Genomic DNA, 22,293 nt, shown 5'->3' with positions numbered 1-22,293 from the left:
GGCGTTGTCTTTAGAACGAGTCCAGTCTTCGCTTAGAACGATTTCAAACTGCAGTTTAGAATTGTTTTGATCTGGACCGATTCAAGGGTTCTTGCGAAGCGCTCGCATTGACCCACTATTTTGCGGCCGATACCAACAGCCCATCGTTCGTCGAAGTGAGTGAGCGAACAAGAAGATGGGGCGTTTGGTAATGGGGCAGGTGGTCGCACCGAAGTCGTTGCGTTCGGTCGCAGCATTCGATCTGGTGGAAGAAAAGTTCGCGGGCGTTTCCGGCAAGAAGGTTTCGGCGGTTGCGAGCTTGATCGCAGTGGCGTCCGTGTCCAGCGGGGCGCAGGCGCAGCAGTCGAACCTGCCGCCGGTGACGGTCGACGCTCCCGTTCAGCGGCCGCGTCCGACGGCCTCGAAGCCTTCGCCGGAGCAAGTCCGCGCCCGCAACGCGCTTCGTCGCGCCGCGCAACGCGAGCAGGCGGCCCAGCAGGCGGCGCCGACTGCCCCGTCAGGCGCTCCCGACGGCAATCCCTATGCCGATCCGGCCGCGCCCTACAAGGTCGACCACGTCCAGGCCTCGGGCAAGTTTCCCGAGAAGATGCTGAACACGCCCAAGTCCATCACGGTGCTCAGCAAGGAAGTGCTCGAGGACAAGAACGCCACGACGCTGAAGGAGATCGGGCGCTCGACTGCAGGCGTGACGCTGGGCTCGGGCGAGGGCGGCAACGCGTTCGGCGACCGCTTCTTCATCCGCGGCTTCGACGCGCGCAACGACGTGTTCATCGACGGTATCCGCGATCCCGCCGTTTCCATCCGCGAGAACTTCTTCACCGAGCAGATCGAGATTCTGCGCGGGCCGGCATCCTCCTATGCCGGCCGCGGCACCGCCGGCGGCGCCATCAACATCGTCACCAAGCAGGCCGGCGACGTCAACTTCAAGCGGATCGACAGCGAGTTTGGTACCGATATGACCAAGCGCGTCACGCTCGACGTCAACCAGGTCATCGATCCGACTTTCTCGGTGCGCACCGGCGGCCTGTTCCAGGAGGCCAACGTGGCCGGCCGCAATTACGTCACCGACAATCGCTGGGGCAGCTTCATCTCGACCAAGTACACCCCGACCAACGACATCAAGATCACCACGAACTACGTCCACACCGACCTCAGCGGTCTGCCGGATTTCGGCGTACCCTATTACAAGCAGGGCAATGTTCCGGTGACCTCGGCCGGCATTCCGCGCGGCAACTGGTACGGCTTCCTCAACCGCGACTTCCAGACTGCGCGGCAGGATTTTGGCACCGGCACGATTGAGTACAAGGTCAACGAGGCCATCACGCTGACCAGCAAGGTGCGCGGCGAGCATTCGCTGCTCAACTACATCGGCACGCTGCCGCAGAACCCGAACACGACCAGTCCCAACCCGATGCTCTGGACCACGACGGCGAGCGCGCAGAGCCGCTTGCAGAACGTGGACGTGTGGGCCAACCAGAACGAGGCCACGTTCAAGCTCGACACCGGTGGGGTCAAGCACACCGCGGTGTTCGGCGTCGAATATTCGAACGAGAACATCTCGATTGATCGTTATGCGGGCCTTGCGTCGGAACTGTCCGGCTCCGCTTTCACGAGCACCGGTGCCGTGACAGGGGTCAATCTCTATTACCCCCAGTATACCAACATCCCCTTCGGCATTCCGGGGATCGTCGGAAATCCGACGCGCTATGGCGTCAACACCACCAGCGTCTATGCCATGGACACCGCGAACTGGCAGGACACGATCATCGTCAACGGCGGCGTGCGCTATGACGGCTACAGCCAGAGCGCATCGAACAATGCGAACTATGTGAAGCAGAACTCCGATCTGGTGAACTACAACGTCGGTCTGGTCTACAAGCCGATGTCGATCGGCAGCATCTATGCGGCCTACGCCACCTCGGCCAATCCGTTCGGTTCTGAGCTGGACGCGACCGGCACCGAATACGGCGGTGTTCCCCCCAACTCGACCATCCTGCTCGGGCCCGAGCGCAACAAGGCGATCGAGCTCGGCACCAAATGGGAGCTTGCCGATCGCCACCTGCTGGTGACCGGTGCGCTGTTCCAGACCACCAAGGACAACGCGCGCGAGACCGTCGGCGGCCTGCTGACGTCGGGTGCCGCCTACAGGATCCAGGGCATCGACATCGAAGCCGAGGGCAAGATCACCGATCGCTGGAGCATCTTCGGCGGCCTGGTGCTGATGCAGTCCAAGGTCACGCAGAGCGGCGTTGCCTCGAATCTCGGCCTGCAGCTCGCCAACATCGCACATCAGTCGTTCAGCATGCTGACCAAGTACAAGTTCGATGGCGGCTGGGAGCTCGGCGGGCAGGCGGTGTACCGCTCGAAGGTTTACGGCGGTACGTTTGCGGCCAACACCAACGAACTGCCGAGCTATTGGCGCTTCGATGCCTTCGTCGAGAAGAAGATCGACCAGAACTGGACCATGAAGTTCTACGCGCAGAACCTGACCAACAAGCTCTATTACGACTCGTTCTATCGCAGCAACGTGCCGTTCGTGGCGGTGGCGCCGGGCCGGGCGTTCTATGTCGTGACCACAGCGAAGTTCTGATCATGTTGACGTGCCTGCCAGGCGTTCTCAGCAAGGATGATGTGGCGGATTTCCGCCGCATCATGGATGCCAGCCAATGGGAGGACGGCCGCTCCACCGCCGGCGCGCAGTCGGCGATGGTCAAGCGCAACGAGCAACTGCCGCCCGATAGCGAAGTCGCGCGAAAGCTCGGCAACCGCATCATCTCGGCGCTGACGTCGAATCCGCGTTTCATCGCGGCGGCGATCCCGCTCCAGATCTTCCCGCCATTGTTCAACCGCTATGCGGCGAGCAGTGGCCACCATTTCGGCCTGCATGTCGACAATGCAATCCGCGGCGACCGTCTGACCGGCCTTCGCATCCGCACAGACCTGTCGGTCACGCTGTTCCTCGCCGAGCCGGAAGAGTACGACGGTGGCGAACTTGTGATCGAGGACACTTACGGCTCGCACGAAGTGAAGTTGCCAGCCGGCGACTGCGTGCTCTATCCCTCGACCAGCCTCCATCTCGTCACCCCCGTGACGAGGGGAACACGGGTTGCGTCTTTCTTCTGGCTTCAGAGCATGATACGGGACGATCAAGCCCGGAGCATGATCTTTGACCTCGACACCGCGATACAGGCGCTGGTGGAACGGCTCGGGCGTGACGATCCCGAAACGGTCAAATTGACGGGTATCTATCACAACCTCATTCGCTACTGGGCCGAAGTATGAAGACCATGACCTCAAAAGCAAGCCTTGCCGCAGCAAAAGCAAGCCTTGCCGCAGCCGCGATGCTGGCAGCCGCCTGGCTCGCATCCCCTGTTTCCGCCCAGACCCAGACCCCGCCGGCACCGGCGCAATCGGCGGCTCAGCCGGCCCCGGCCAATCCTGCTCCGACAGCGCCAGCGGCCACCGCGCCCAGTGCCCCGGCGCCTTCGGCTTCGACGGTAACCGCTCCGGCGGCGTCTCCCGCGGCCGCCGTTTCGACCACCGCCAAGCCCGATGCGGCGACCGCCGTCGCGCCGGCGATGAAGGAACTGTCGCCCTGGGTCATGTTCATGTCGGCCGACGTCATCGTGAAGGCGGTGATGATCGGGCTCGCCTTCGCATCGCTGGTGACCTGGACCGTCTTCATCGCCAAATCGGTCGAACTGTCGGTCGCGTCCACCAAGCTTCGTTCGGCACTGAAGAAGATTGCGGAGACGCGCTCCCTTGCCGAAGCGCAGATGGCCCTCGGAGCCAAGGAGGGGATTCTGCCGTCCTTCCTGGCGGCGGCCCTGCGCGAGGCGCGGATGTCGGCCGGCCTGTCCAGCGATGCCGGCATCAAGGAGCGCGCGGCCTCCAGCTTTTCCGAGATCGTGCGTGCCGAGGCGCGGCGCATCCGGATCGGCATGGGCGTGCTCGCGACCATCGGCTCGACGTCCCCCTTCGTCGGCCTGTTCGGCACGGTCTGGGGCATCATGAACAGCTTCATCGGCATCTCGAAGTCGCAGACCACGAACCTTGCCGTCGTCGCGCCCGGCATCGCCGAGGCGCTGCTCGCCACCGCGATCGGCCTCGTCGCCGCGATCCCTGCCGTCATCATCTACAACCACTTCTCGCGCGTGACGAAGGGCTATCTCGAGCTCGTCAACCGCGCCTCGGGTGCCGCGGCGCGGCTGCTCTCGCGTGATCTCGACCGCAGCCACGGCAGCATGCATTCGCGCGCAGCGGAGTGAACCATGGCCGTTTCGCTCGCAGACAACGATGACGACGACGATTTCTCGGAAACGCATGAGATCAACGTCACGCCGTTCATCGACGTCATCCTGGTGCTGCTGATCATCTTCATGGTCGCAGCTCCGCTCTCCACGGTCGACCTGCCGATCGATCTGCCGACCTCTAGCGCGATGCCGCAGAAGAAGCCGGACAAGCCGACCTATCTCAGCATCAAGCCGGATCTGACGCTTGCCATCGGAGAAAACACGGTCCACCGGGCCGAATTGATCGGGACGCTCGACGGATTGTCCGACATGAGCAAGGACAAGTACGTGTTCCTGCGTGCCGACAAGTCGGTGCCGTATGGGGAGTTGATGGGCATCATGGAGCTCTTGCGCTCAGGCGGCTATACGCGGGTGAAACTGGTGGCGCTGGAAGGCGCTCCGGGCGCGCCTGCGGCAGGCGCCGCTCAGCCTTAAGAAGGCCTGTTATGTCGGACGAACTCAGACCATCCCGGAAGCTCTGGATCCTGGCGGCGGTGGCGGCGCTCGTGCTCCATCTGGGCGGCGCCGCGCTCGCACTGGCGCACCTGCGCGCCGATGTGGACGGCGACGGTCTGGGCGCAGCCGGCGCGGAGTTCGCGGTGGAGATGACGTCGCCTCCGGTTCAGGAGTCCAATCTGCCCGTCGCGCCGTCGGAATCGGACGAGTCCGAAGAGCGCCCGGCACTGCCCGAGCAAAAGACCGAGACGAAGGAGACCGACCTTCCTCAGGATCGGCCGCAACAGGTCGAGGATGCCGATCGCATCGTCACCGAGAACAAGCCGAAGAAGGAACAGGACGACGATCCGAAGGTGGCCGCGATTGAAACGCCGGCCATGGAGGCATCCCAGAAGTCGGTTGCAGCGGACCGGCAGACTTTCGAAGAGGCAACGCGCGAGGCCGAGAAGGCCATGGCGCCGGTGCTCGGCATCGGCAAAGACCTGCTGAAGCTGACGGCCGATTGGAACCGCAAGATCAGCGCACATCTGGCAGCACACAAGGTCAATCCGGAGGGCAAGGAGCCCAAGGACCAGACGGCCAAGGTGAGCTTCGCACTCAACCGCAGAGGCAATGTGGTTTCGGTCGATGTCGTGGAATCCTCAGGAGACGCGGCTTACGATGCCGCCGCGATCTCCATGGTCCACAAATCCGATCCTTTCCCGGTCCCGCCGACAGAGCTGACCGAGGACCGGTTCGAGCGCACCGTCGAGATCAAGTTCAAGCCGCGGGAAGAGAAGAAAAAGAAGACGGCGGCTCAGCGCCAGTAGAGCCGGATGCCGACATAGACCACGACCAGGCAGGCGAAGATCAGCGCCACCGGCAGCGGCCGTTTCTGAGGTCCAGCAAAAGCCGCCGCTCCGAAGGAAGCGACTTTCTTCGGCTTCGGTGCCGGGCGGCGGAAAGCGGTAACATTGTCCGCTGCCGGCTCGGTCGGGCGTGGGCGGACGTCGGGCGGGGTCCCCGCGCCACCCATCTCGGCATAATAGGCCTTGTAAATCGCGCCGATGGTCGCCTCGGTGGCCTCACCCTCGCTCATTTGCGCCAGCAGGTTCTGGTAGCTCGCGAGGAATTCCTGGGCCTCCGGCGGCAGCGCGGACGATCCGTTGAGCTTGGCCATCATCTTCCAGGTGGCGAAATCGGCGCGGGCGCGGGTGTCCGCGCGTCGCGCGATCAGCATATCGGCAGCTTTGACCAAGTCGGCCTCTGGCCCTTCGGCTTGTGTTCGGGTGTCGCGTTCAACTACGCATTGCCGGTCAGGAAGAGAACAGCCTGAATCACATAACCGGTCAACGTTCGCAGTATTGCTGAAATAACATCAAGATTTAGACCGAACCGGGAACCTGCCAGCGGTAGCAGGATCAGGAGCCCGATCAGGATCAGCATCCCAAACGGCTCGAGCCGGGCCAAGGGCGCGGCGAGGGGGCGCGGCAACAGCCCGACCGCGACGCGCCCGCCGTCGAGCGGCGGAATCGGCATCATGTTGAACACCGCAAGGACCGCGTTGATCACGAGGGCATTCTTGAGATTGTCCGCGACCCATTTCGCCGAGCTCGCGGGCACCAGGGGCAGGGCATGGAAGGCGAGGGCCGCGGCCAGCGCCAGCAGGATGTTGGTGACGGGCCCGGCGAGGGCCACCCAGACCATGTCGAGCCTGGGGTTGCCAAGCTTGCGGAAATTCACCGGCACCGGCTTGGCGTAGCCAAACAGGAACGGCGAATGCGCAAACAGCAGCATCGCAGGGAGGATCACGGTCCCGAAGGGATCGATATGCCGGAACGGGTTGAAGCTGACGCGGCCGAGCTGTGCGGCCGTGCTGTCCCCGAGCCGGTCCGCGACAAAGGCATGCGCGGCCTCGTGGAAGGTGATGGCGAGCACGAGGGGCAGCACCCAGACGGAGAGGTCATAAAGGGAAATATTCACGGCTAGTTCGTCCCGGTTTACTAGCGGCCTTGCAGCCGTCCCAGCCAAACCGGCGGTGCAGCAACGCTTCGCGTCAACATAGGGAGACCGGCTCCGAAATGCCACGCTGCAAATGATCTGCCAACAGTGCCGCCGGACGCGACAGATTGCGCGCGCGGTGGAGGCGGATGTCCGCAGCCGGCAGCGGCGGCAGGCCGTCGCGTTCGGACAGGATGCGCAGAGTAGGCGGCAGGGTGCCGGCTTTGACGACCGTGATCGCGAGGCCCTGTGCCGCGATCGCCTCCACCGCTGTCAGCGTTCGGCTGACAAAGGCGAGGCGCCAGGGGCGGCCTGCGGCATCGAGAGCATCGGTGGCCCATTGCCTGAACAGGCAGCCCGGCGGGTAGAGCGCGACGGGCAGCGTGTCCTGCAGCGCCTCGACTGAGTATGACGCGGCTGCAGCCCAGACCGCCTGCTCGCGCCGCAGCAGCTCGCCATCGCCGCGTCCCGCCGGATGCATGGCAATGACAAGGTCGTAGGCCTCGCCGAGCTGGGCCGGCATCGTTGCGGTCAGCCCGGTCTCGATCTCGACCCGGATCTCCGGATGGCTTTTGGCGAATTGCGCCAGCAATGGCGGAATGAGGATCGTGCCGTAGTCGTCCATCACGCCGAGCCGGACCATTGCCTCGCGCTTGCGCGTACGCAGCGCCTCGATCGCCTCTGCATTCAGATCCAGAAGCCGCCTTGCATAGACAAGGAGTTCGTCGCCTGCTGCCGTCAGTGCTACGCCGGCCCTGGTGCGTCGAAACAGTGTTGCGCCGAGCCCTTGTTCCAGACGTCTGATCTGGACGCTCACCGCCGATTGGGTGCGGTTGAGCGCCGCGGCTGCGCGCGTGAAGGAGCGATGCTTGGCAACGGCGGCAAAGGCCTTCAGCAGATCTGGATCGAGGGCGGTCATGACGTAACGTTATCCCAGCATGACGGAAATTCCATTCCCTGTTTCCGCGCGCCGCCTATGCTGCTTTCAAAGCAGCAACGGGAGCAATCGTGACCGATATCTCCGGTGTTCTGGCGGCCATGCTCTCCAGCGGACTCGGCGGCAGCTCGATCGGCGCGACGCGCTATCTGGTGGGCAGCATCGATCCGCTGGCGATCGGCTCGTTCCGGTTCGGCATCGGCTTTCTCCTGCTATTGCCGTTGACGCTGCTGCGCGGCCATCGGTGGCCGGGGCGAGCGGACTGGGCCGCCGCAATCGGGCTCGGCCTTCTGTTCTTCGCCCTGTTCCCGATCCTGTTCAATGCATCGCTGATCTTTACGACCGCTGCGCGCGGCGCGCTCGCACTGTCGACGCTTCCTCTGCTGTCGCTCGTGATCGGGGCCGCTCTGGGTGCGGAAGCCCTGACTTGGCGCAAATCGGTCGGTGTCTTGATCGCGACGTTTGGCGTTGCGGTAGCGCTTCTCTCCGACCTGACCTCGGCCCCGTCGGGCGCCTGGCGCGGCGATCTCCTGATGATGGCCGCTGCGCTGTGCATGGCGCTCTACGGCATCTGGTCAAAGCCGCTGATCCGGCGCTCCAGTCCAATCGCCTTTACGACCATGAGCATGGCGGCGGGTGCGGCGTGCCTCATCCTGCTCTCCTGCATCCGGGGGAGTTTTGCGCCCGTCGCCGGCTTCGGCATGCCGCAATGGCTGGCGGCTCTCTATCTCGGCGCCTTCGGCGCGGCGCTGACCTTCTATCTCTGGGCCTTCGCGCTGGAGCGGACGACGCCGACGCGCGTCGCGATCTCGGTCACGGTCAATCCAATCGCGGCATCGCTGGTCGGGGCCTGGCTGCTGCACGAACCGCTGCGCTGGAATCTGGCGGCCGGCATCGTCGCGGTGTTTGCCGGAATCTGGATTGCGACGACGGCGGGCCGGAGTGCGGATGCGGCGAGCGCGTCAAGCCAAGCCTGATATCAGGACGGGATCGTCGTCGGGTATTGTGTCAGACCGTCGTCGAGCTTCAGCCACGCCAGCTTTTCCGACACCCAGATGTGCTCGGTCGGCGCAAAGGCGTTGCGGTCATCGAAGGTGGTCAGTGCAACGCCCGCCAGCGTGCCATTGCGCCGCCAGGCGAACAGCCGCGTGCCGCAGCGCCCGCAGAACACCCGGTCGATATTCTCCGAGGACGCATAGCGGGCGGTGTCGCCTTCGACGGTCAGCGCGCGCTGGTCGAACTGCGCGCGGGCGAAGTAGGGCGAGCCCATCGCCTTCTGGCAGATGCGGCAATGGCAGACACGGACGTTGAGCGGCTCGCCCTCCGCCTTGAACCGAACCGCGCCGCACAGGCATCCGCCTTCCCGGATCATGGTGTCCTCAATAGGTTGCGCGTCCGCCCGAGATGTCGAACACCGCGCCGGTCGAGAAGGCACAATCTTCCGACGCAAGCCAGCTCACCATCGCGGCGAGCTCTTCGACCAGCACGAAGCGCCCCTTCGGGATCTTTGACAGCATGAAGTCGATATGCTGCTGCGTCATCTGGTCGAAGATCGCGGTCTTGGCGGCCGCCGGCGTCACTGCATTGACGAGGATGTCGTGGGCGGCGAGCTCCTTGCCGAGCGATTTCGTCAGCGCGATCAGGCCGGCCTTGGAGGCCGAATAATGCGCCGCATTCGGATTGCCTTCCTTGCCGGCGATCGAGGCGATGTTGACGATGCGGCCATATTTCTGCTTGAGCATTGCCGGCACGATGGCCTTGCAGACGATGAAGGGGCCGTCGAGATTGATGCGCAGCACCTTGCGCCATTCCTCGAGGTCGGTCTCCCAGACCGGCTTGTTGATGCCGGCGATGCCGGCATTGTTGACGAGGATGTCGATCTTGCCGAAGGCCTTGAGCGTGGCGTCACGGGCCTGCTCAACGGCGGCGGTGTCGGTGACGTCGACCTTGAACACGCGGGCGCCGTCGCCGATCTCCTTGGCGGTCTTCTCGGCCAGCGCCGCATCGAAATCCCAGATCGCGACCTTGGCGCCCGAGGCGACGAAACGCTCGGTGATCGCGCGGCCAAAGCCCTGCGCGCCGCCGGTGACGATGGCGATGCGGCCGTTGAGATCGATCTTGTTCATGAGATGCGATCTCCGAGCATCAAAGCATGTAGCCGCCATCGACGACGAGGTCGACGCCGGTGGTGAAGGCGCTCTCGTCGCTGCCGAGATAGACCGCCATGTTGGCGATTTCCTCGGCGGTACCGAGCCGGCCCATCTTCTGGCGGGAGATGAACATCTCCTTGCCTTGCGGGCCTTGCGCGGCGGCGCGGTCGAGCATCGAAGGCGTCTCGACGGTGCCGGGGCAGATCGAGTTGCAGCGGATGCCCTTGGTGATGAAATCGAGCGCAACCGCGCGCGACAGCAGCGACACTGCGGCCTTCGACGAGCTGTAGACGTAGCGGTTAGCGGGCGGCCTCAAGGCCGCGCAGGACGAGATGTTGACGATGCTGCCGCCGCCGCCGGCGATCATGTCGGGCAGGAAGGCCCTGATGGTCCGGTGCATCGACTTGACGTTGAGGTCGAACGAGAAATCAAAATCCTCTTCCGAGCATTCCAGGATGGTGCCGTGGTGCACGAAGCCCGCCGCATTGAGCAGGATGTCGATCTTGCCGACCCGCTTGGCAAAGGCGTTGACGTCGGCGCTGTTGCGGACGTCGAGCTTTGCGACCTCGGCGATGCCTTCCTTGGTCAAGCCAGCGATGCCGGCTTCATTGATGTCGGTGGCGATGACGGTTGCACCCTCGCGCGCGAATGCGATGGCGCAGGCGCGGCCGATGCCGGCGGCTGCAGCCGTGATGACGGCGCGTTTGGCCTTGAGGCGGTCTGCCATGTTGTTGTTCTCCTTGGTATAGTTTCAATGCCAGCCCCACGTCATTGCGAGGAGCTCTTGCGACGAAGCAATCCAGGCAATCTCCGCGGAGACGTCTCTGGATTGCTTCGCTTCGCTCGCAATGACGAACGTGGCTGCTAGTGATTGTCCCGCGCCACGCCAAACGTGCCAGCGACGTTCTGGTACCTTGTGGCGAGCTCCATGCAGGCGCCGGTCGATTGCTGGCCGACGGTGTTGCGATAGATCTCCTGCCACGGGGTCTGGTTTTCGGGATGCTTGAAGCCGCCGCTGGCCTTCAGCTCGGCGTGACGCTTCTTCAGCTCCTCGTCCGAGATCAGGATGTTGGCGCTGCCCTTGTTGAGGTCGATGCGCACCTTGTCGCCGGTCTTCAGGATCGCGAGTCCGCCATTGGCGGCGGCTTCCGGCGAAGCATTCAGGATCGAGGGCGAGCCCGAGGTGCCGGACTGGCGGCCGTCGCCGATGCAGGGCAGGGACAGGATACCGCGCTTGATCAGCGCCGCCGGCGGCTGCATGTTCACGACCTCGGCGCCACCGGGGTAGCCGATCGGGCCGGTGCCGCGAATGAACAGCACGCAGCGTTCGTCGATGTCGAGCGAGGCATCGTCGATTCGCGCGTGATAGTCCTCCGGACCCTCGAACACGATGGCGCGGCCCTCGAAGGCGTTGAGGTCCTTCGGGTTGCTGAGGTAGCGATCGCGGAATTCCTTGGAGATCACGGAGGTCTTCATGATCGCGGAATCGAACAGATTGCCCTTCAGCACCAGGAAGCCGGCGTCCTTCACCAGCGGCTTGTCGTAAGCCCAGATCACGTCATTGTCGGGCTTCGGCGCATCCTTGCAGTTCTCGCCGATGCCGCGGCCATTGACGGTGACCGCGTCTTCATGGATGCGCTTGTGCTTCATCAATTCGCGCACCACGGCTGGCACGCCACCGGCGCGGTGGAATTCCTCGCCGAGATAGAAGCCCGCCGGCTGCATGTTGACCAGCAGCGGTACGTCGTGGCCGAATTTCTGCCAGTCCTCGATCGAGAGCTCGACGCCGATGTGGCGGGCCAGGGCGTTGATGTGGATCGGCGCGTTGGTCGAGCCGCCGATCGCCGAATTGATCACGATGCAGTTCTCGAACGCCTTGCGGGTCAGGATGTCCGAGGGCTTGAGGTCTTCCCAGACCATCTCGACGGCGCGTTTTCCCGTCTCATAGGCGATCTGGCCGCGCTCGCGATAAGGTGCGGGGATCGCCGCGCAGCCCGGCAGCGAGAAGCCGAGTGCTTCGGCAAGCCCGTTCATGGTCGAAGCGGTGCCCATGGTGTTGCAATGGCCGACCGACGGTGCCGACGAGGCCACGATCTCCATGAACTCTTCATAGTCGATCTCGCCGGCGGCGAGCCGCTCGCGCGACTTCCAGACGATGGTGCCGGAGCCGGTGCGCTCGCCGGCATGCCAGCCGTTGAGCATCGGGCCGCCCGACAGCACGATTGCGGGCAGGTTCACGGTCGCCGCCGCCATCATGCAGGCCGGCGTGGTCTTGTCGCAGCCGGTGGTGAGCACGACGCCGTCGAGCGGGTAGCCGTAGAGGATCTCGACCAGGCCAAGATAGGCGAGGTTGCGGTCGAGCGCTGCGGTCGGCCGCTTGCCGGTCTCCTGGATCGGATGGGTCGGGAATTCCATCGCAATGCCGCCGGCCTCGCGGATGCCCTCGCGGACGCGATGAGCCAGCTCGAGATGGTGGCGGTTGCAGGGGGAAAGGTCGTTGCCGGTCTGGGCGATGCCGATGATCGGCTTGCCGGACTGCAGCTCGGCGCGGGTGAGACCGAAATTGAGGTAGCGCTCCATATAGAGCGCGGTCATCCCCGGATTATGCGGGTTATTGAACCATTCCTGCGAGCGAAGGTGGCGTCGCGAGCCGTTGCCGGCGGGCACATGCCCATTGGTTGGTTTTTTTGTCATTGGTTTCTCCTGCAATGCAAACGCACTGGCGTCCATCCTACTGGCGTCCGTCCTGGGGTGTCGGCTTGTGCGATGCCCAACGGCGCGAATGATGGATCGCTGGCCCGCTGGCGGGTCGTTTCCTCACAAATCCGATACTAGTCATGGCCACTTGGTAACGCTACCATTTTGTTCGCTGTCGCACCCGCGCCTGAAGCCGCAGGCCTGCTCTCCGAATGGCGCGGCATTGAGCTTTGCCGCTCGATGATCTTGAAGCCCAGATCGAGCACCGGCTGTTCCGGACGCCGTCCGTCGATCGCCTCGATCAGCATGGTCGCGGCCGTCTTGCCCATCTCGTAGCGGTTGGTGCGCACGCTGGTGAGGGTGGGGACGGCGGACGCCATGAATTCGAGGTCGTTGAAGCCGACGATCGCAATCTGGTCGGGGACCCCGATCTCGCGGCGCCGGCATTCGAACAGAACGCCGAGCGCGAGGTCGTCATTGGCGCAGAACACCGCATCGAGGCCGGGCTCTCGCGCCAAGAGATCGGCGAACAGGGCGCCGCCGAGCGTCACCGAGGTCGGTGTCGCGGTCGTGACGACGAGGCGCTGCTCGAACAACGCGGCGTCTTTCATAGCCGAGACATATCCGTCCAGCCGCCGCTGCACCCGCGGATCCATGCGCGCCCCGACGAAGCCGATTCTGCGGCGGCCCTGGTCGAATAGGTGCGCAACCGCTGCGCGGGCTGCATCGTAGTGCGAAAAGCCGATCATCATGTCGACCGGATCGGGGCCGATCTCCATGATCTGCACGATCGGGCAGTCGGCGGCCTCCAGCATCGCGCGCGATTCCGCGGTCTGGTCGATCCCGGTGACGATCAGCCCGGCCGGCTTCTGCGCGAGAAACAGGCGCAGCAGCTTCTCCTCCTGGAGAATGCTGTAGCGTGTGTTGGACAATTGGATCGAGTAACGGTTGCCTTCGGACGCATCGTAGATGCCGCGCAGCACGTCCGAGAACACGTTGTTGGTGAGAGAGGGAATCAAGACACCGATGACCTCGGTGCGTTGCGAGGCCAGCGCGCGTGCCGCAAGGTTCGGGACATAGCCGAGCTCCTTGGCCGCGCTCTCGACCCGCGTCCGCTTGGCGAGCGACAGGGCCTCCGGATTGCGAAAGAAACGGGACGCCGTAATCGGGCTGACGCCGGCAAGTTCGGCGACTTCCGCCAGCCGGATCTTGCCTGACTTGGTGCGTTTTCGACCCATTTGTTGCTCATAACACAGTCGGTCCCGCAAACAAAGGAACGTTGACAGCGCTACCAGCACCGACTAACCAAAGACAAATTGCCAAAACCGCACAAACTGCCGACAATGTTGCCCGCTAAGGTCGGGCTTGGTTCGGTGAAGTCTGAAAAACAAGACGGTCGCGGCGCTAGAAGCGTCGTGGACTTTCGAGGAGGGAGCTAGATGTCGTCTGTGCAAATCCGCGACGTGCGGAAATCGTTCGGCAATTTTGAAGTCCTGCACGGCGTGACCGTACCGATCGAGGACGGCCAGTTCGTCGTTCTGGTCGGCCCCTCCGGCTGCGGCAAGTCGACGCTTCTACGCATGCTCGCCGGTCTCGAGAACATCACGTCCGGCACGATCTCGATCGGCGACCGCGTCGTCAACAATGTCCAGCCCAAGGAGCGGGACATTGCGATGGTCTTCCAGAACTATGCGCTCTATCCGCACATGACGGTGGCCGACAATATGGGCTTCTCGCTCAAGCTGCGGAATGCCGGCGCCGACGAGATCAACAAGCGCGTCAAGCGGGCTGCCGAAATTCTCGCGCTGTCGCCGCTGCTCGATCGCTATCCGCGCCAGCTCTCGGGTGGTCAGCGCCAGCGCGTCGCGATGGGCCGCGCCATCGTGCGCGATCCCCAGGTCTTCCTGTTCGACGAGCCCTTGTCCAACCTCGACGCCAAGCTGCGCGTCGCCATGCGCACCGAGATCAAGGAGCTGCACCAGCGGCTGAAGACGACGACCGTCTACGTCACCCACGACCAGATCGAGGCCATGACCATGGCCGACAAGATCGTCGTCATGCATGACGGCATCGTCGAGCAGATGGGCACGCCGCTCGAGCTCTACGACAAGCCGGACAACCAGTTCGTCGCCGGCTTCATCGGTTCGCCCGCGATGAACTTCCTGAAGGGGCATGTGCGCGTCAACGGCGTCGCGACCTTCGAAGGGCCGAACGGCGTCAAGCTGCCGCTCAAGACCGCGCCCGCGGCGTCCGACGGCCGTCCCGCCGTCTACGGCGTGCGGCCCGAGCACTTCACCATCGCCGACGACGGCGCCGAGGCCGAGATCGTCGTGGTCGAGCCGACCGGCTCGGAGACGCAAGTGTTCGCCAAGATCGGCGGCGAGCAGGTCGTCGCGGTCTTCCGCGAACGCCACCAGTTCAACCCGGGCGATAAGGTCCGGCTGAAGCCCGACCCGTCACTGGTGCATTTGTTCGACGAGGCGACGGGGAAGCGCCTGAACGCATAGCGTAAGTTCAAGTTAAGACAATAAAAAAGCATCACAGGGAGGACGATATGCAAGACTTTACCCGCCGGACTCTGCTTCAAGGCGGAACGGCACTGGCTGCAACCGGCATGCTCACCGGGCCGGCACTGTTCGATTTCGCCAAGGCTTGGGCGCAGAGCGCGCCCTGGAAGGCCGAGCCCGGCGCCAAGCTGACCGTGATGCGGTGGAAGCGCTTCGTGCCGGCGGAAGACGATGCGTTCAACGCGATGGTCGCGGCGTTCAAGGCTGCCACCGGCACCGAGATGAACGTGTTCAGCGAGTCCTTCGAGGACGTGCAGCCGAAGGCGTCGGTTGCGGCCAATACCGGCTCCGGCCTCGATCTCGCCTGGGGCCTGCACACGCTGCCGCAGCTGTTCCCCACCAAAGTGCTGAAGATGAACGACGTCGCCGATTATCTCGGCAAGAAGTATGGTGGCTGGACCGATGCGGCCGCCAAGACCTGCAAGCAGGGCAACGACTGGCTCGGCGTTCCCGTCGCCACCAATGGCGGCTACATGACCTACCGCAAGTCGGCGCTCGACAAGGCCGGCTTCAAGGAATTCCCGAAGGACTTCCCCGGCTTCCTCGAGATGTGCAAGGCCCTGAAGGCGAACAACACGCCGGCCGGCTTCGCGCTCGGCCATGCCTCGGGTGACGGCAATTCGTGGCTGCACTGGGTGCTGTGGGGCCACGGCGCTTACACGGTCGACCAGAACGACAAGATCATCATCAACTCGCCGGAGACGGCGAAGGCGCTGGAGTACTGCAAGGCGCTGTATGACAATTTCATCCCGGGCACGGCGTCCTGGAACGATTCCTCCAACAACAAGGCCTACCTCGCTGGCGAGCTCTATTGCACGGCAAACGGCATCTCGATCTACGTCGCCGCCAAGACCGATGCGAGCAAGAAGGAGCTGACCGAAGACACCTATCATGCGCTCTGGCCGGTCGGGCCGGTCGGCAAGCCGACCGAGCTGCAGCTGGCGCTGCCGATCCTCGCCTTCAACTTCACCAAATATCCGAATGCGGCGAAGGCTTTCGTCGCCTTCATGCTGGAGAAGGAGAACTACGAGAAGTGGCTGGACGGCGCGCAGGGCTATCTGACGCAGACCTTGAACGCCTACGAGTCGGCGCCGATCTGGAAGGCCGACCCCAAGAACGAGGTGTTCTCGCAGGCCTCCAAGCGCACGCTGCCGGCGTCGGGTATCGGCACGGTCGGCGAGAAGGCGGCAACGGCCATCGCCGACTTCATCGTCGTCGATATGTTCGCCAACTACTGCACGGGCACCAAGGATGCGAAGGGCGCGATGGCGGAAGCCGAGCGCCAGCTGAAGCGCATCTATCGCTGAGAGTCACGGAGCGGGCGGCCATACGGTCGCCCGCTCGTCAACATTTCGATCAGGGATATCGGGCATGGCTGATGTCGCAATTCCCCGGGCCAAGCCTCAGATGAGCGAGGACAACGCCTGGACCCAGCTCAAACACAATCGCAACTGGCTCGGCTTCTGGTTCATGGTGCCGGCCATGGCGTTCCTGATCTTCTTCCTGGCCTATCCGCTGGGGCTCGGCATCTGGCTGTCCTTCACGGACACCCGCATCGGCAGGGTCGGGCACTTCGTCGCCACCGAGAACTATGAGTGGCTGTGGGACGACTCCATCTTCTGGCTGTCGGTGTTCAACACGCTGCTCTACACCTTCATCGCCAGCGCCCTCAAATTCGCCATCGGACTCTATCTCGCGCTGCTGCTGAACGAGAATATGCCGTTCAAGGCCATGCTGCGCGCGATGGTCCTGATCCCCTTCATCGTGCCGACGGTGCTCTCGGCCTTGGCGTTCTGGTGGATCTTCGACTCGCAATTCTCGATCATCTCCTGGTCGCTGAAGCATCTCGGTGTGATCAATCAGAACATCAACTTCCTCGGCGACACGACCTGGGCGCGCATTTGCGTGATCTTCGCCAATATCTGGCGCGGCGTGCCGTTCGTGGCGATCACGCTGCTCGCGGGCCTGCAGACGGTGTCGCCGTCGCTCTATGAGGCCGCAACCCTCGACGGCGCCACGCGCTGGCAGAACTTCCGGTTCATCACCTATCCGCTGCTGACGCCGATCATCGCGGTCGTGATGACCTTCTCGGTGCTGTTCACCTTCACCGACTTCCAGCTGATCTGGGCGATGACGCGCGGCGGCCCGGTCAACGCCACCCATCTGATGGCGACGCTGTCCTATCAGCGCGCCATCATCGCCGGGCAGCTCGGCGAGGGCGCGGCGATCTCCAGTGCCATGATTCCGTTCCTGCTCGCTGCGATCATGGTGTCCTGGTTCGGCCTGCAGCGCCGCAAGTGGCAGCAGGGAGAGAACAATGACTGACCTGCCCACCAGATCCATCGACCTCAAGAATGTGCTGTCGGGCTCGGCGCCTACGGCCGATCACAGCGAGGGCATGAGCTATCTGCAGTCGGTGCCGCGCCGGATGGTGACGCTGTACCTGCCGCTCGCGATCATCGTCGTGGTGCTCTTGTTTCCGTTCTACTGGATGGCGCTGACCTCGGTGAAGCCGGACGAGCAGCTGCTCGATCTCGACAGGTACAACCCGTTCTGGACCTGGAATCCGACCTTCAAGCATTTCCACAAGCTGCTGTTCGAGAGCTACTATCCGTACTGGCTCTGGAACACGATGTACGTGGCGGTTTGCGCCACGGTGCTGTCGATCATCGCATCGGTGCTCGCTGCCTACGCCATCGTGCGCTTGCGCTACAAGGGTGCCAACCTCGTCGGCGGGCTGATCTTCCTCGCCTATCTGGTGCCGCCGTCGATCCTGTTCATTCCGCTCGCCACCGTCGTGTTTCAGTACGGCCTGTTCGACTCGCCGCTGGCGTTGATCCTGACCTATCCGACCATCCTGATCCCATTCTCGACCTGGCTCTTGATGGGCTATTTCAAGACCATCCCGTTCGAGCTCGAGGAATGCGCGTTGATCGACGGGGCGAGCCGCTGGCAGATCCTGATCAAGATCGTCCTGCCGCTCGCCATCCCCGGCCTGATCTCTGCCTTCATCTTCTGCTTCACGCTGTGCTGGAACGAGTTCATCTACGCGTTGACGTTCCTGCAGTCGACCAGCAACAAGACGGTGCCGGTCGCGATCGTCAACGAGTTCGTGGATGGTGACATTTACCGCTGGGGTTCGCTGATGGCGGGAGCCCTGGCCGGCTCGCTGCCGCTCGTCATCCTTTACGCCTTCTTCGTGGAGCATTATGTGTCCGCGATGACCGGCGCCGTGAAGGAGTGATCGCGGGGTCTGCCATTGGAGCGCGCGAGGGGCTTGCGCGTTCCGGCCAATAAGAAGGAGTTAGGCTCTTGCACGTTCTGGTTCTCGGTGCCGCCGGCATGGTCGGCCGCAAATTGTGTGAACGGCTGCTCGGCGACGGCCGGCTCGGCAAGAGCGACATCACGAAACTGACCATGCATGACGTGGTCGAGCCGAAGAAGCCGGAGAAAGCCGGCTTCCCCGTCGAGACCGTCTCGGGCGATTTCGCAGTCGCCGGCGCTGCCGAAAAGCTCATCGCCGGCCGCCCCGACGTGATCTTCCATCTCGCCGCCATCGTCTCCGGCGAAGCCGAGCTCGATTTCGACAAGGGTTACCGCATCAATCTCGACGGCACGCGGATGCTGCTCGATGCCATCAGGCTGGTTGGCGGCGGCTACAAGCCGCGCGTGGTGTTCACGTCCTCGATCGCGGTGTTCGGCGCGCCGTTCCCGGACGCGATCGGCGATGAATTCTTCCACACCCCGCTGCTCAGCTACGGCGCCCAGAAGGCAATCGGCGAGCTCCTGCTGGCCGACTATTCGCGCCGCGGCTTCCTCGACGGCATCGGCATCCGCCTGCCGACCATCTGCATCCGGCCAGGCCTGCCCAACAAGGCGGCATCGGGCTTCTTCTCCAACATCTTGCGCGAGCCGCTCGCCGGCAAGGAAGCGGTTCTTCCCGTCTCCGAGGACGTCCGCCACTGGCACGCCACACCGCGCTCCGCCGTCGGCTTCCTGCTCCACGCCGGCACCATGGACCTTGCCGCCGTCGGCCCGCGCCGCAATTTGACCATGCCGGGCTTGTCGGCCACGGTCGGCGAGCAGATCGCCGCCTTGAAGCGGGTTGCGGGTGAGAAGGTCGCTGCGCGCATCAAGCGTGAACCCGATCCCTTCATCGTCGGAATCGTCGGCGGCTGGCCGCGCAATTTCAATGCAAAGCGGTCGCTCGAACTCGGCTTCACCACGGCCGAGAAGACCTTCGACGACATCATCCGCATTCACATCGAAGACGAGCTCGGCGGCAATTTCGTCGCCTGATCTCTGACTGAGCGGGCCCAAGTGATGGCGAGCGTTGCTTGCATCGGCGAATGCATGGTCGAGCTCCGGCAGGCCCAGGGCGGCGCGTCTGCCGGGCAGGGCGGCGGCCTTTACTCACGCGGCTTCGGCGGCGACACCCTCAACACCGCCGTCTATCTGGCGCGGCTTGAGGTCAAGGTCGATTATCTCACCGCTCTCGGCGACGATGCCCTCAGCGATGAGATGATCGCGGCCTGGACTACGGAGAACGTCGGCACCCGGCGTGTCGTGCGTATAGCGGGCAAGCTGCCCGGTCTCTACATGATCCAGTTAGACGCGAAGGGCGAGCGCCAGTTCTTCCACTGGCGCGACAGCGCGGCGGCGCGGCAACTGATGAGCCTGCCGGAGACCGACGAGCTGCTCAACTCGCTGATGAGCTACGACATCGTCTATCTTTCCGCGATCACGCTCTCGATCTACGATGCGGCCGGGCGCGAGCGCCTGTTCGCTGCGATCAAGCGGGCGCGCCTGCTCGGCACCCGCTTCGTGTTCGACACCAATTTCCGCGCGCGGGGATGGCCGGATCGCGACGTCGCGCGCGAGGTGTTTGCTTCAGCGTTTGCGGCCGCCGATATCGTGCTGACCTCGACCGAGGATCTGCTCGCGCTCTATCCCGGCGAGAGCCACGATCAGCTGATGGCGCGCATTCCCACGCCCGAGCTGGTGTTCCGCCTTGCCGAGCCGGTGAGCCTCTTGCGCTTCCCCGGGGGCACGAGCGAAGTCCACGCCGAACCCATGACAAAACCCGTCGTCGACACCACAGCGGCCGGCGACAGCTTTGCCGCCGCCTATATTGCCGCCCGGCTCGCCGGTTCCGATCCGGTCGAGGCCGCCCAGGCCGGGCATCGCCTCGCGAGCCTCGTGATCTGCTATCCTGGCGCCATCATTCCGGGCTATGCCATGCCCCCGAAGAAACGGCACCGGCCGGCGACCTCTCGCCAGGCCACCAAGTAAAACGAAAAGATCCACGAGATGCCCACGACTGCCCAACAGAACCACCTCGTCGCGCTGTTCAAAGCCGCGACCGTCATTCCCGTCCTCACCATCGAGCGCATCCAGGACGCCGTGCCGCTGGCGCGTGCGCTGGTCGCCGGCGGCGTCCGTACGCTGGAGGTGACGCTGCGCACCCCCGTTGCGATCGAGGCGGCGCGGGCGATGATGGCCGAGGTGCCCGAGGCTGTCGTCGGCATCGGCACGATCCTCAATCCGGCCGATTTTACCCGTGTCGAGAAGCTCGGCGTCGCGTTCGGCATCAGCCCGGGCCTGACCCCCGACCTTCTCAAGGCCGCCACCCACAGCTCCCTGCCGTTCGCGCCGGGCATTGCCACGGCGTCCGAGCTGATGATGGCGCTGTCGCACGGCTTCGACGTGGCGAAATTCTTTCCGGCCGAGCAGGCCGGCGGCATCAAGGGCCTGCGCGCCCTCGGCGGCCCATTCCCGGGCGTGCGATTCTGCCCGACCGGCGGGGTTGGCGAGGCCAATGCGGCGAGCTGGCTCGCCGAGCCCAACGTGGTCGCGGTCGGCGGGTCCTGGCTGTGCCCGACGGCGGAGATCAGGGCCGGGAACTGGGCCGGCATAACTGCCATCTGCCAGCGCACCCTCAAGGCCCTGAAAGCTGGGTGAAGTCTTGCCATCCCTGGGCTAAGACTTAGCTCAGGAAGAGACCCCAGGGAGAAACCACCATGACCGCCAGCATCGTCGGATGGGCGCATACGCCGTTCGGCAAGTTCGACACCGAAACCGTCGAAAGCCTCGTCACCCGCGTGGCCAATGAGGCGCTGGCCGATGCCGGCATTTCGGCCGGCGATGTCGACGAGATCGTGCTTGGCCATTTCAACGCCGGCTTCTCGCCGCAGGATTTTACCGCCTCCCTGGTGCTCCAGGCCGACCCGAAACTGCGCTTCAAGCCCGCAACCCGGGTCGAGAACGCCTGCGCCACGGGATCTGCCGCCGTGCACCAGGGCCTGCGCGCGATTGCCGCAGGGGCTGCCAAGATCGTCCTGGTCGTCGGCGTCGAGCAGATGACCCGCACGCCTGGACCCGAGATCGGCAAGAACCTGCTCAAGGCGTCCTACCTGCCCGAGGACGGCGACACCGTCGGCGGCTTCGCCGGCGTGTTCGGCAAGATCGCCAGCTCCTATTTCCAGAAATATGGCGACCAGTCCGATGCGCTGGCGCTGATCGCGGCCAAGAACCACAAGAACGGCGTCGCCAATCCCTTCGCCCAGATGCGCAAGGACTTTGGTTTCGATTTCTGCCGCGCCGAGAGCGAGAAGAACCCTTATGTCGCCGGTCCCCTGAAGCGCACCGACTGCTCGCTGGTGTCCGACGGCGCAGCGGCCCTGGTGCTGGCCGATGCCGAGACTGCCAAGGCCATGAGCAAGTCGATCGGCTTCCGCGCCACCGCGCATGCCCAGGACTTCCTGCCGATGAGCAAGCGCGACATCCTGCAGTTCGAGGGCTGCACGGTGGCCTGGCAGCGCGCGCTGGAGAAGGCTGGCGTGACCCTATCCGATCTCTCCTTCGTCGAGACCCATGACTGCTTCACCGTCGCCGAGCTGATCGAGTACGAAGCGATGGGCCTGACGCCGCGGGGGCAGGGCGCCCGCGCCATCAAGGAAGGCTGGACGCTCAAGGACGGCAAGCTGCCGGTCAATCCGTCCGGCGGTCTCAAAGCCAAGGGCCATCCGATCGGCGCCACCGGCGTCTCCATGCATGTGATGACCGCGATGCAGCTCGCAGGCCAGGCGCCCGAGGGCATGCAGCTCAAGAACGCCAAGCTCGGCGGCATCTTCAACATGGGCGGTGCTGCCGTCGCCAATTACGTTTCCGTGCTCGAGCCGCTGAAGTAGGATTGCGTAGGGTGGGTTAGCCGT

General features: G+C 64.1%; 22 protein-coding genes. 14 read left to right on the top strand and 8 right to left on the bottom strand.

The window, feature by feature from the left end; genetic code table 11:
• Positions 1-190 precede the first annotated feature (190 nt).
• The 5 genes from IVA79_RS15710 to IVA79_RS15690 are packed head-to-tail and all read left to right on the top strand — an operon-like array spanning position 191 to position 5,557.
• Positions 191-2,590 (top strand): TonB-dependent receptor, encoded by a 2,400-nt coding sequence (locus IVA79_RS15710; protein ID WP_247554724.1) that lies wholly within the window; start codon positions 191-193, stop codon positions 2,588-2,590.
• 2 nt (positions 2,591-2,592) lie between these two features.
• Complete coding sequence (locus tag IVA79_RS15705; protein WP_247554164.1) at positions 2,593-3,282, top strand: Fe2+-dependent dioxygenase; 690 nt, start codon at positions 2,593-2,595, stop codon at positions 3,280-3,282.
• Between the two features lie 5 nt (positions 3,283-3,287).
• Positions 3,288-4,268, top strand: coding sequence for a tonB-system energizer ExbB (exbB, locus tag IVA79_RS15700; RefSeq protein WP_247554162.1), 981 nt, complete (start codon positions 3,288-3,290; stop codon positions 4,266-4,268).
• Positions 4,269-4,271: 3 nt separating this feature from the next.
• Positions 4,272-4,727 (top strand): TonB system transport protein ExbD, encoded by a 456-nt coding sequence (exbD, locus tag IVA79_RS15695; RefSeq protein ID WP_247554160.1) that lies wholly within the window; start codon positions 4,272-4,274, stop codon positions 4,725-4,727.
• Positions 4,728-4,738: 11 nt separating this feature from the next.
• Entirely contained in the window at positions 4,739-5,557 is an 819-nt protein-coding gene (locus tag IVA79_RS15690) for a TonB family protein (protein ID WP_247554158.1), read from the top strand.
• On the opposite strand, the gene IVA79_RS15685 is transcribed toward IVA79_RS15690, so the two are convergent.
• The 3 genes from IVA79_RS15685 to IVA79_RS15675 form a co-directional block, all read right to left on the bottom strand.
• Entirely contained in the window at positions 5,545-5,967 is a 423-nt protein-coding gene (locus IVA79_RS15685) for a hypothetical protein (protein ID WP_247554720.1), read from the bottom strand. The two genes, IVA79_RS15690 and IVA79_RS15685, sit on opposite strands and share 13 nt — an antisense overlap.
• 62 nt (positions 5,968-6,029) lie before the next feature.
• The gene (locus tag IVA79_RS15680) at positions 6,030-6,710 is read right to left on the bottom strand and encodes a site-2 protease family protein (RefSeq protein WP_247554717.1); all 681 of its coding nucleotides are present in this window, start codon (positions 6,708-6,710) and stop codon (positions 6,030-6,032) included.
• Between the two features lie 73 nt (positions 6,711-6,783).
• Positions 6,784-7,647, bottom strand: a complete 864-nt coding sequence (locus IVA79_RS15675; protein WP_247554156.1) for a LysR family transcriptional regulator — start codon at positions 7,645-7,647, stop codon at positions 6,784-6,786.
• A gap of 89 nt (positions 7,648-7,736) precedes the next feature.
• Here IVA79_RS15675 and IVA79_RS15670 point away from each other — a divergent pair, with 89 nt between their 5' ends.
• The gene (locus IVA79_RS15670; RefSeq protein WP_247554153.1) at positions 7,737-8,642 is read left to right on the top strand and encodes a DMT family transporter; all 906 of its coding nucleotides are present in this window, start codon (positions 7,737-7,739) and stop codon (positions 8,640-8,642) included.
• A 2-nt stretch (positions 8,643-8,644) separates the two neighbouring features.
• Here the strand turns inward: IVA79_RS15670 and IVA79_RS15665 are convergent, their stop codons facing one another.
• The 5 genes from IVA79_RS15665 to IVA79_RS15645 all read right to left on the bottom strand — a co-directional run bounded on the left by IVA79_RS15665 (position 8,645) and on the right by IVA79_RS15645 (position 13,750).
• Entirely contained in the window at positions 8,645-9,037 is a 393-nt protein-coding gene (locus tag IVA79_RS15665) for a GFA family protein (RefSeq protein WP_247554151.1), read from the bottom strand.
• 7 nt (positions 9,038-9,044) lie between these two features.
• Positions 9,045-9,791: an SDR family NAD(P)-dependent oxidoreductase gene (locus IVA79_RS15660; RefSeq protein ID WP_247554150.1), complete on the bottom strand. Its 747-nt coding sequence runs from the start codon at positions 9,789-9,791 to the stop codon at positions 9,045-9,047.
• A 19-nt stretch (positions 9,792-9,810) separates the two neighbouring features.
• Positions 9,811-10,542, bottom strand: a complete 732-nt coding sequence (locus IVA79_RS15655; protein WP_247554149.1) for an SDR family oxidoreductase — start codon at positions 10,540-10,542, stop codon at positions 9,811-9,813.
• Between the two features lie 137 nt (positions 10,543-10,679).
• A complete protein-coding gene (locus IVA79_RS15650) occupies positions 10,680-12,509 on the bottom strand; it encodes an IlvD/Edd family dehydratase (protein WP_247554148.1) in 1,830 nt (609 codons plus the stop codon).
• Between the two features lie 137 nt (positions 12,510-12,646).
• Positions 12,647-13,750, bottom strand: coding sequence for a LacI family DNA-binding transcriptional regulator (locus IVA79_RS15645; RefSeq protein ID WP_247554147.1), 1,104 nt, complete (start codon positions 13,748-13,750; stop codon positions 12,647-12,649).
• A 201-nt stretch (positions 13,751-13,951) separates the two neighbouring features.
• On the opposite strand from IVA79_RS15645, the gene ugpC reads away from it, so the two are divergent.
• The 8 genes from ugpC (at position 13,952) to IVA79_RS15605 (ending at position 22,269) form a co-directional block, all read left to right on the top strand.
• Complete coding sequence (gene ugpC, locus IVA79_RS15640) at positions 13,952-15,019, top strand: sn-glycerol-3-phosphate ABC transporter ATP-binding protein UgpC (protein WP_247554146.1); 1,068 nt, start codon at positions 13,952-13,954, stop codon at positions 15,017-15,019.
• Between the two features lie 47 nt (positions 15,020-15,066).
• Positions 15,067-16,386 carry an ABC transporter substrate-binding protein gene (locus tag IVA79_RS15635; RefSeq protein ID WP_247554145.1) on the top strand — a complete coding sequence of 440 codons (1,320 nt, stop codon included), beginning with the start codon at positions 15,067-15,069 and terminating at the stop codon, positions 16,384-16,386.
• 64 nt (positions 16,387-16,450) lie between these two features.
• A complete protein-coding gene (locus IVA79_RS15630) occupies positions 16,451-17,404 on the top strand; it encodes a sugar ABC transporter permease (protein ID WP_247554144.1) in 954 nt (317 codons plus the stop codon).
• On the top strand, positions 17,397-18,323 hold the full coding sequence (locus IVA79_RS15625; RefSeq protein WP_247554143.1) for a carbohydrate ABC transporter permease: 927 nt from the start codon (positions 17,397-17,399) through the stop codon (positions 18,321-18,323). The genes IVA79_RS15630 and IVA79_RS15625 overlap by 8 nt, the downstream gene beginning before the upstream one ends.
• Positions 18,324-18,391: 68 nt before the next feature.
• Positions 18,392-19,378, top strand: a complete 987-nt coding sequence (denD, locus tag IVA79_RS15620; protein ID WP_247554142.1) for a D-erythronate dehydrogenase — start codon at positions 18,392-18,394, stop codon at positions 19,376-19,378.
• A gap of 24 nt (positions 19,379-19,402) precedes the next feature.
• Positions 19,403-20,371: a sugar kinase gene (locus IVA79_RS15615; protein ID WP_247554140.1), complete on the top strand. Its 969-nt coding sequence runs from the start codon at positions 19,403-19,405 to the stop codon at positions 20,369-20,371.
• 18 nt (positions 20,372-20,389) lie between these two features.
• On the top strand, positions 20,390-21,040 hold the full coding sequence (gene eda, locus IVA79_RS15610; protein ID WP_247554138.1) for a bifunctional 4-hydroxy-2-oxoglutarate aldolase/2-dehydro-3-deoxy-phosphogluconate aldolase: 651 nt from the start codon (positions 20,390-20,392) through the stop codon (positions 21,038-21,040).
• Positions 21,041-21,099: 59 nt separating this feature from the next.
• Positions 21,100-22,269, top strand: a complete 1,170-nt coding sequence (locus tag IVA79_RS15605) for an acetyl-CoA acetyltransferase (RefSeq protein WP_247554136.1) — start codon at positions 21,100-21,102, stop codon at positions 22,267-22,269.
• Positions 22,270-22,293: the final 24 nt, after the last annotated feature.

The sequence above is a fragment of the Bradyrhizobium sp. 138 genome (assembly GCF_023074075.1).
Classification (GTDB): domain Bacteria; phylum Pseudomonadota; class Alphaproteobacteria; order Rhizobiales; family Xanthobacteraceae; genus Bradyrhizobium.
This window is presented reverse-complemented; position numbering and strand designations above follow the sequence as displayed.

Bases quoted from the DNA above. Each gene is read 5' to 3' on its own strand.
- IVA79_RS15710 (WP_247554724.1), top strand. From the start codon at position 191: ATGGGGCAGGTGGTCGCACCGAAGTCGTTGCGTTCGGTCGCAGCATTC.
- IVA79_RS15705 (WP_247554164.1), top strand. From the start codon at position 2,593: ATGTTGACGTGCCTGCCAGGCGTTCTCAGCAAGGATGATGTGGCGGAT.
- exbB (WP_247554162.1), top strand. From the start codon at position 3,288: ATGACCTCAAAAGCAAGCCTTGCCGCAGCAAAAGCAAGCCTTGCCGCA.
- exbD (WP_247554160.1), top strand. From the start codon at position 4,272: ATGGCCGTTTCGCTCGCAGACAACGATGACGACGACGATTTCTCGGAA.
- IVA79_RS15690 (WP_247554158.1), top strand. From the start codon at position 4,739: ATGTCGGACGAACTCAGACCATCCCGGAAGCTCTGGATCCTGGCGGCG.
- IVA79_RS15685 (WP_247554720.1), bottom strand. From the start codon at position 5,967: ATGCTGATCGCGCGACGCGCGGACACCCGCGCCCGCGCCGATTTCGCC.
- IVA79_RS15675 (WP_247554156.1), bottom strand. From the start codon at position 7,647: ATGACCGCCCTCGATCCAGATCTGCTGAAGGCCTTTGCCGCCGTTGCC.
- IVA79_RS15665 (WP_247554151.1), bottom strand. From the start codon at position 9,037: ATGATCCGGGAAGGCGGATGCCTGTGCGGCGCGGTTCGGTTCAAGGCG.
- IVA79_RS15660 (WP_247554150.1), bottom strand. From the start codon at position 9,791: ATGAACAAGATCGATCTCAACGGCCGCATCGCCATCGTCACCGGCGGC.
- IVA79_RS15655 (WP_247554149.1), bottom strand. From the start codon at position 10,542: ATGGCAGACCGCCTCAAGGCCAAACGCGCCGTCATCACGGCTGCAGCC.
- IVA79_RS15650 (WP_247554148.1), bottom strand. From the start codon at position 12,509: ATGACAAAAAAACCAACCAATGGGCATGTGCCCGCCGGCAACGGCTCG.
- IVA79_RS15645 (WP_247554147.1), bottom strand. From the start codon at position 13,750: ATGGGTCGAAAACGCACCAAGTCAGGCAAGATCCGGCTGGCGGAAGTC.
- ugpC (WP_247554146.1), top strand. From the start codon at position 13,952: ATGTCGTCTGTGCAAATCCGCGACGTGCGGAAATCGTTCGGCAATTTT.
- IVA79_RS15635 (WP_247554145.1), top strand. From the start codon at position 15,067: ATGCAAGACTTTACCCGCCGGACTCTGCTTCAAGGCGGAACGGCACTG.
- IVA79_RS15630 (WP_247554144.1), top strand. From the start codon at position 16,451: ATGGCTGATGTCGCAATTCCCCGGGCCAAGCCTCAGATGAGCGAGGAC.
- IVA79_RS15625 (WP_247554143.1), top strand. From the start codon at position 17,397: ATGACTGACCTGCCCACCAGATCCATCGACCTCAAGAATGTGCTGTCG.
- IVA79_RS15615 (WP_247554140.1), top strand. From the start codon at position 19,403: ATGGCGAGCGTTGCTTGCATCGGCGAATGCATGGTCGAGCTCCGGCAG.
- eda (WP_247554138.1), top strand. From the start codon at position 20,390: ATGCCCACGACTGCCCAACAGAACCACCTCGTCGCGCTGTTCAAAGCC.
- IVA79_RS15605 (WP_247554136.1), top strand. From the start codon at position 21,100: ATGACCGCCAGCATCGTCGGATGGGCGCATACGCCGTTCGGCAAGTTC.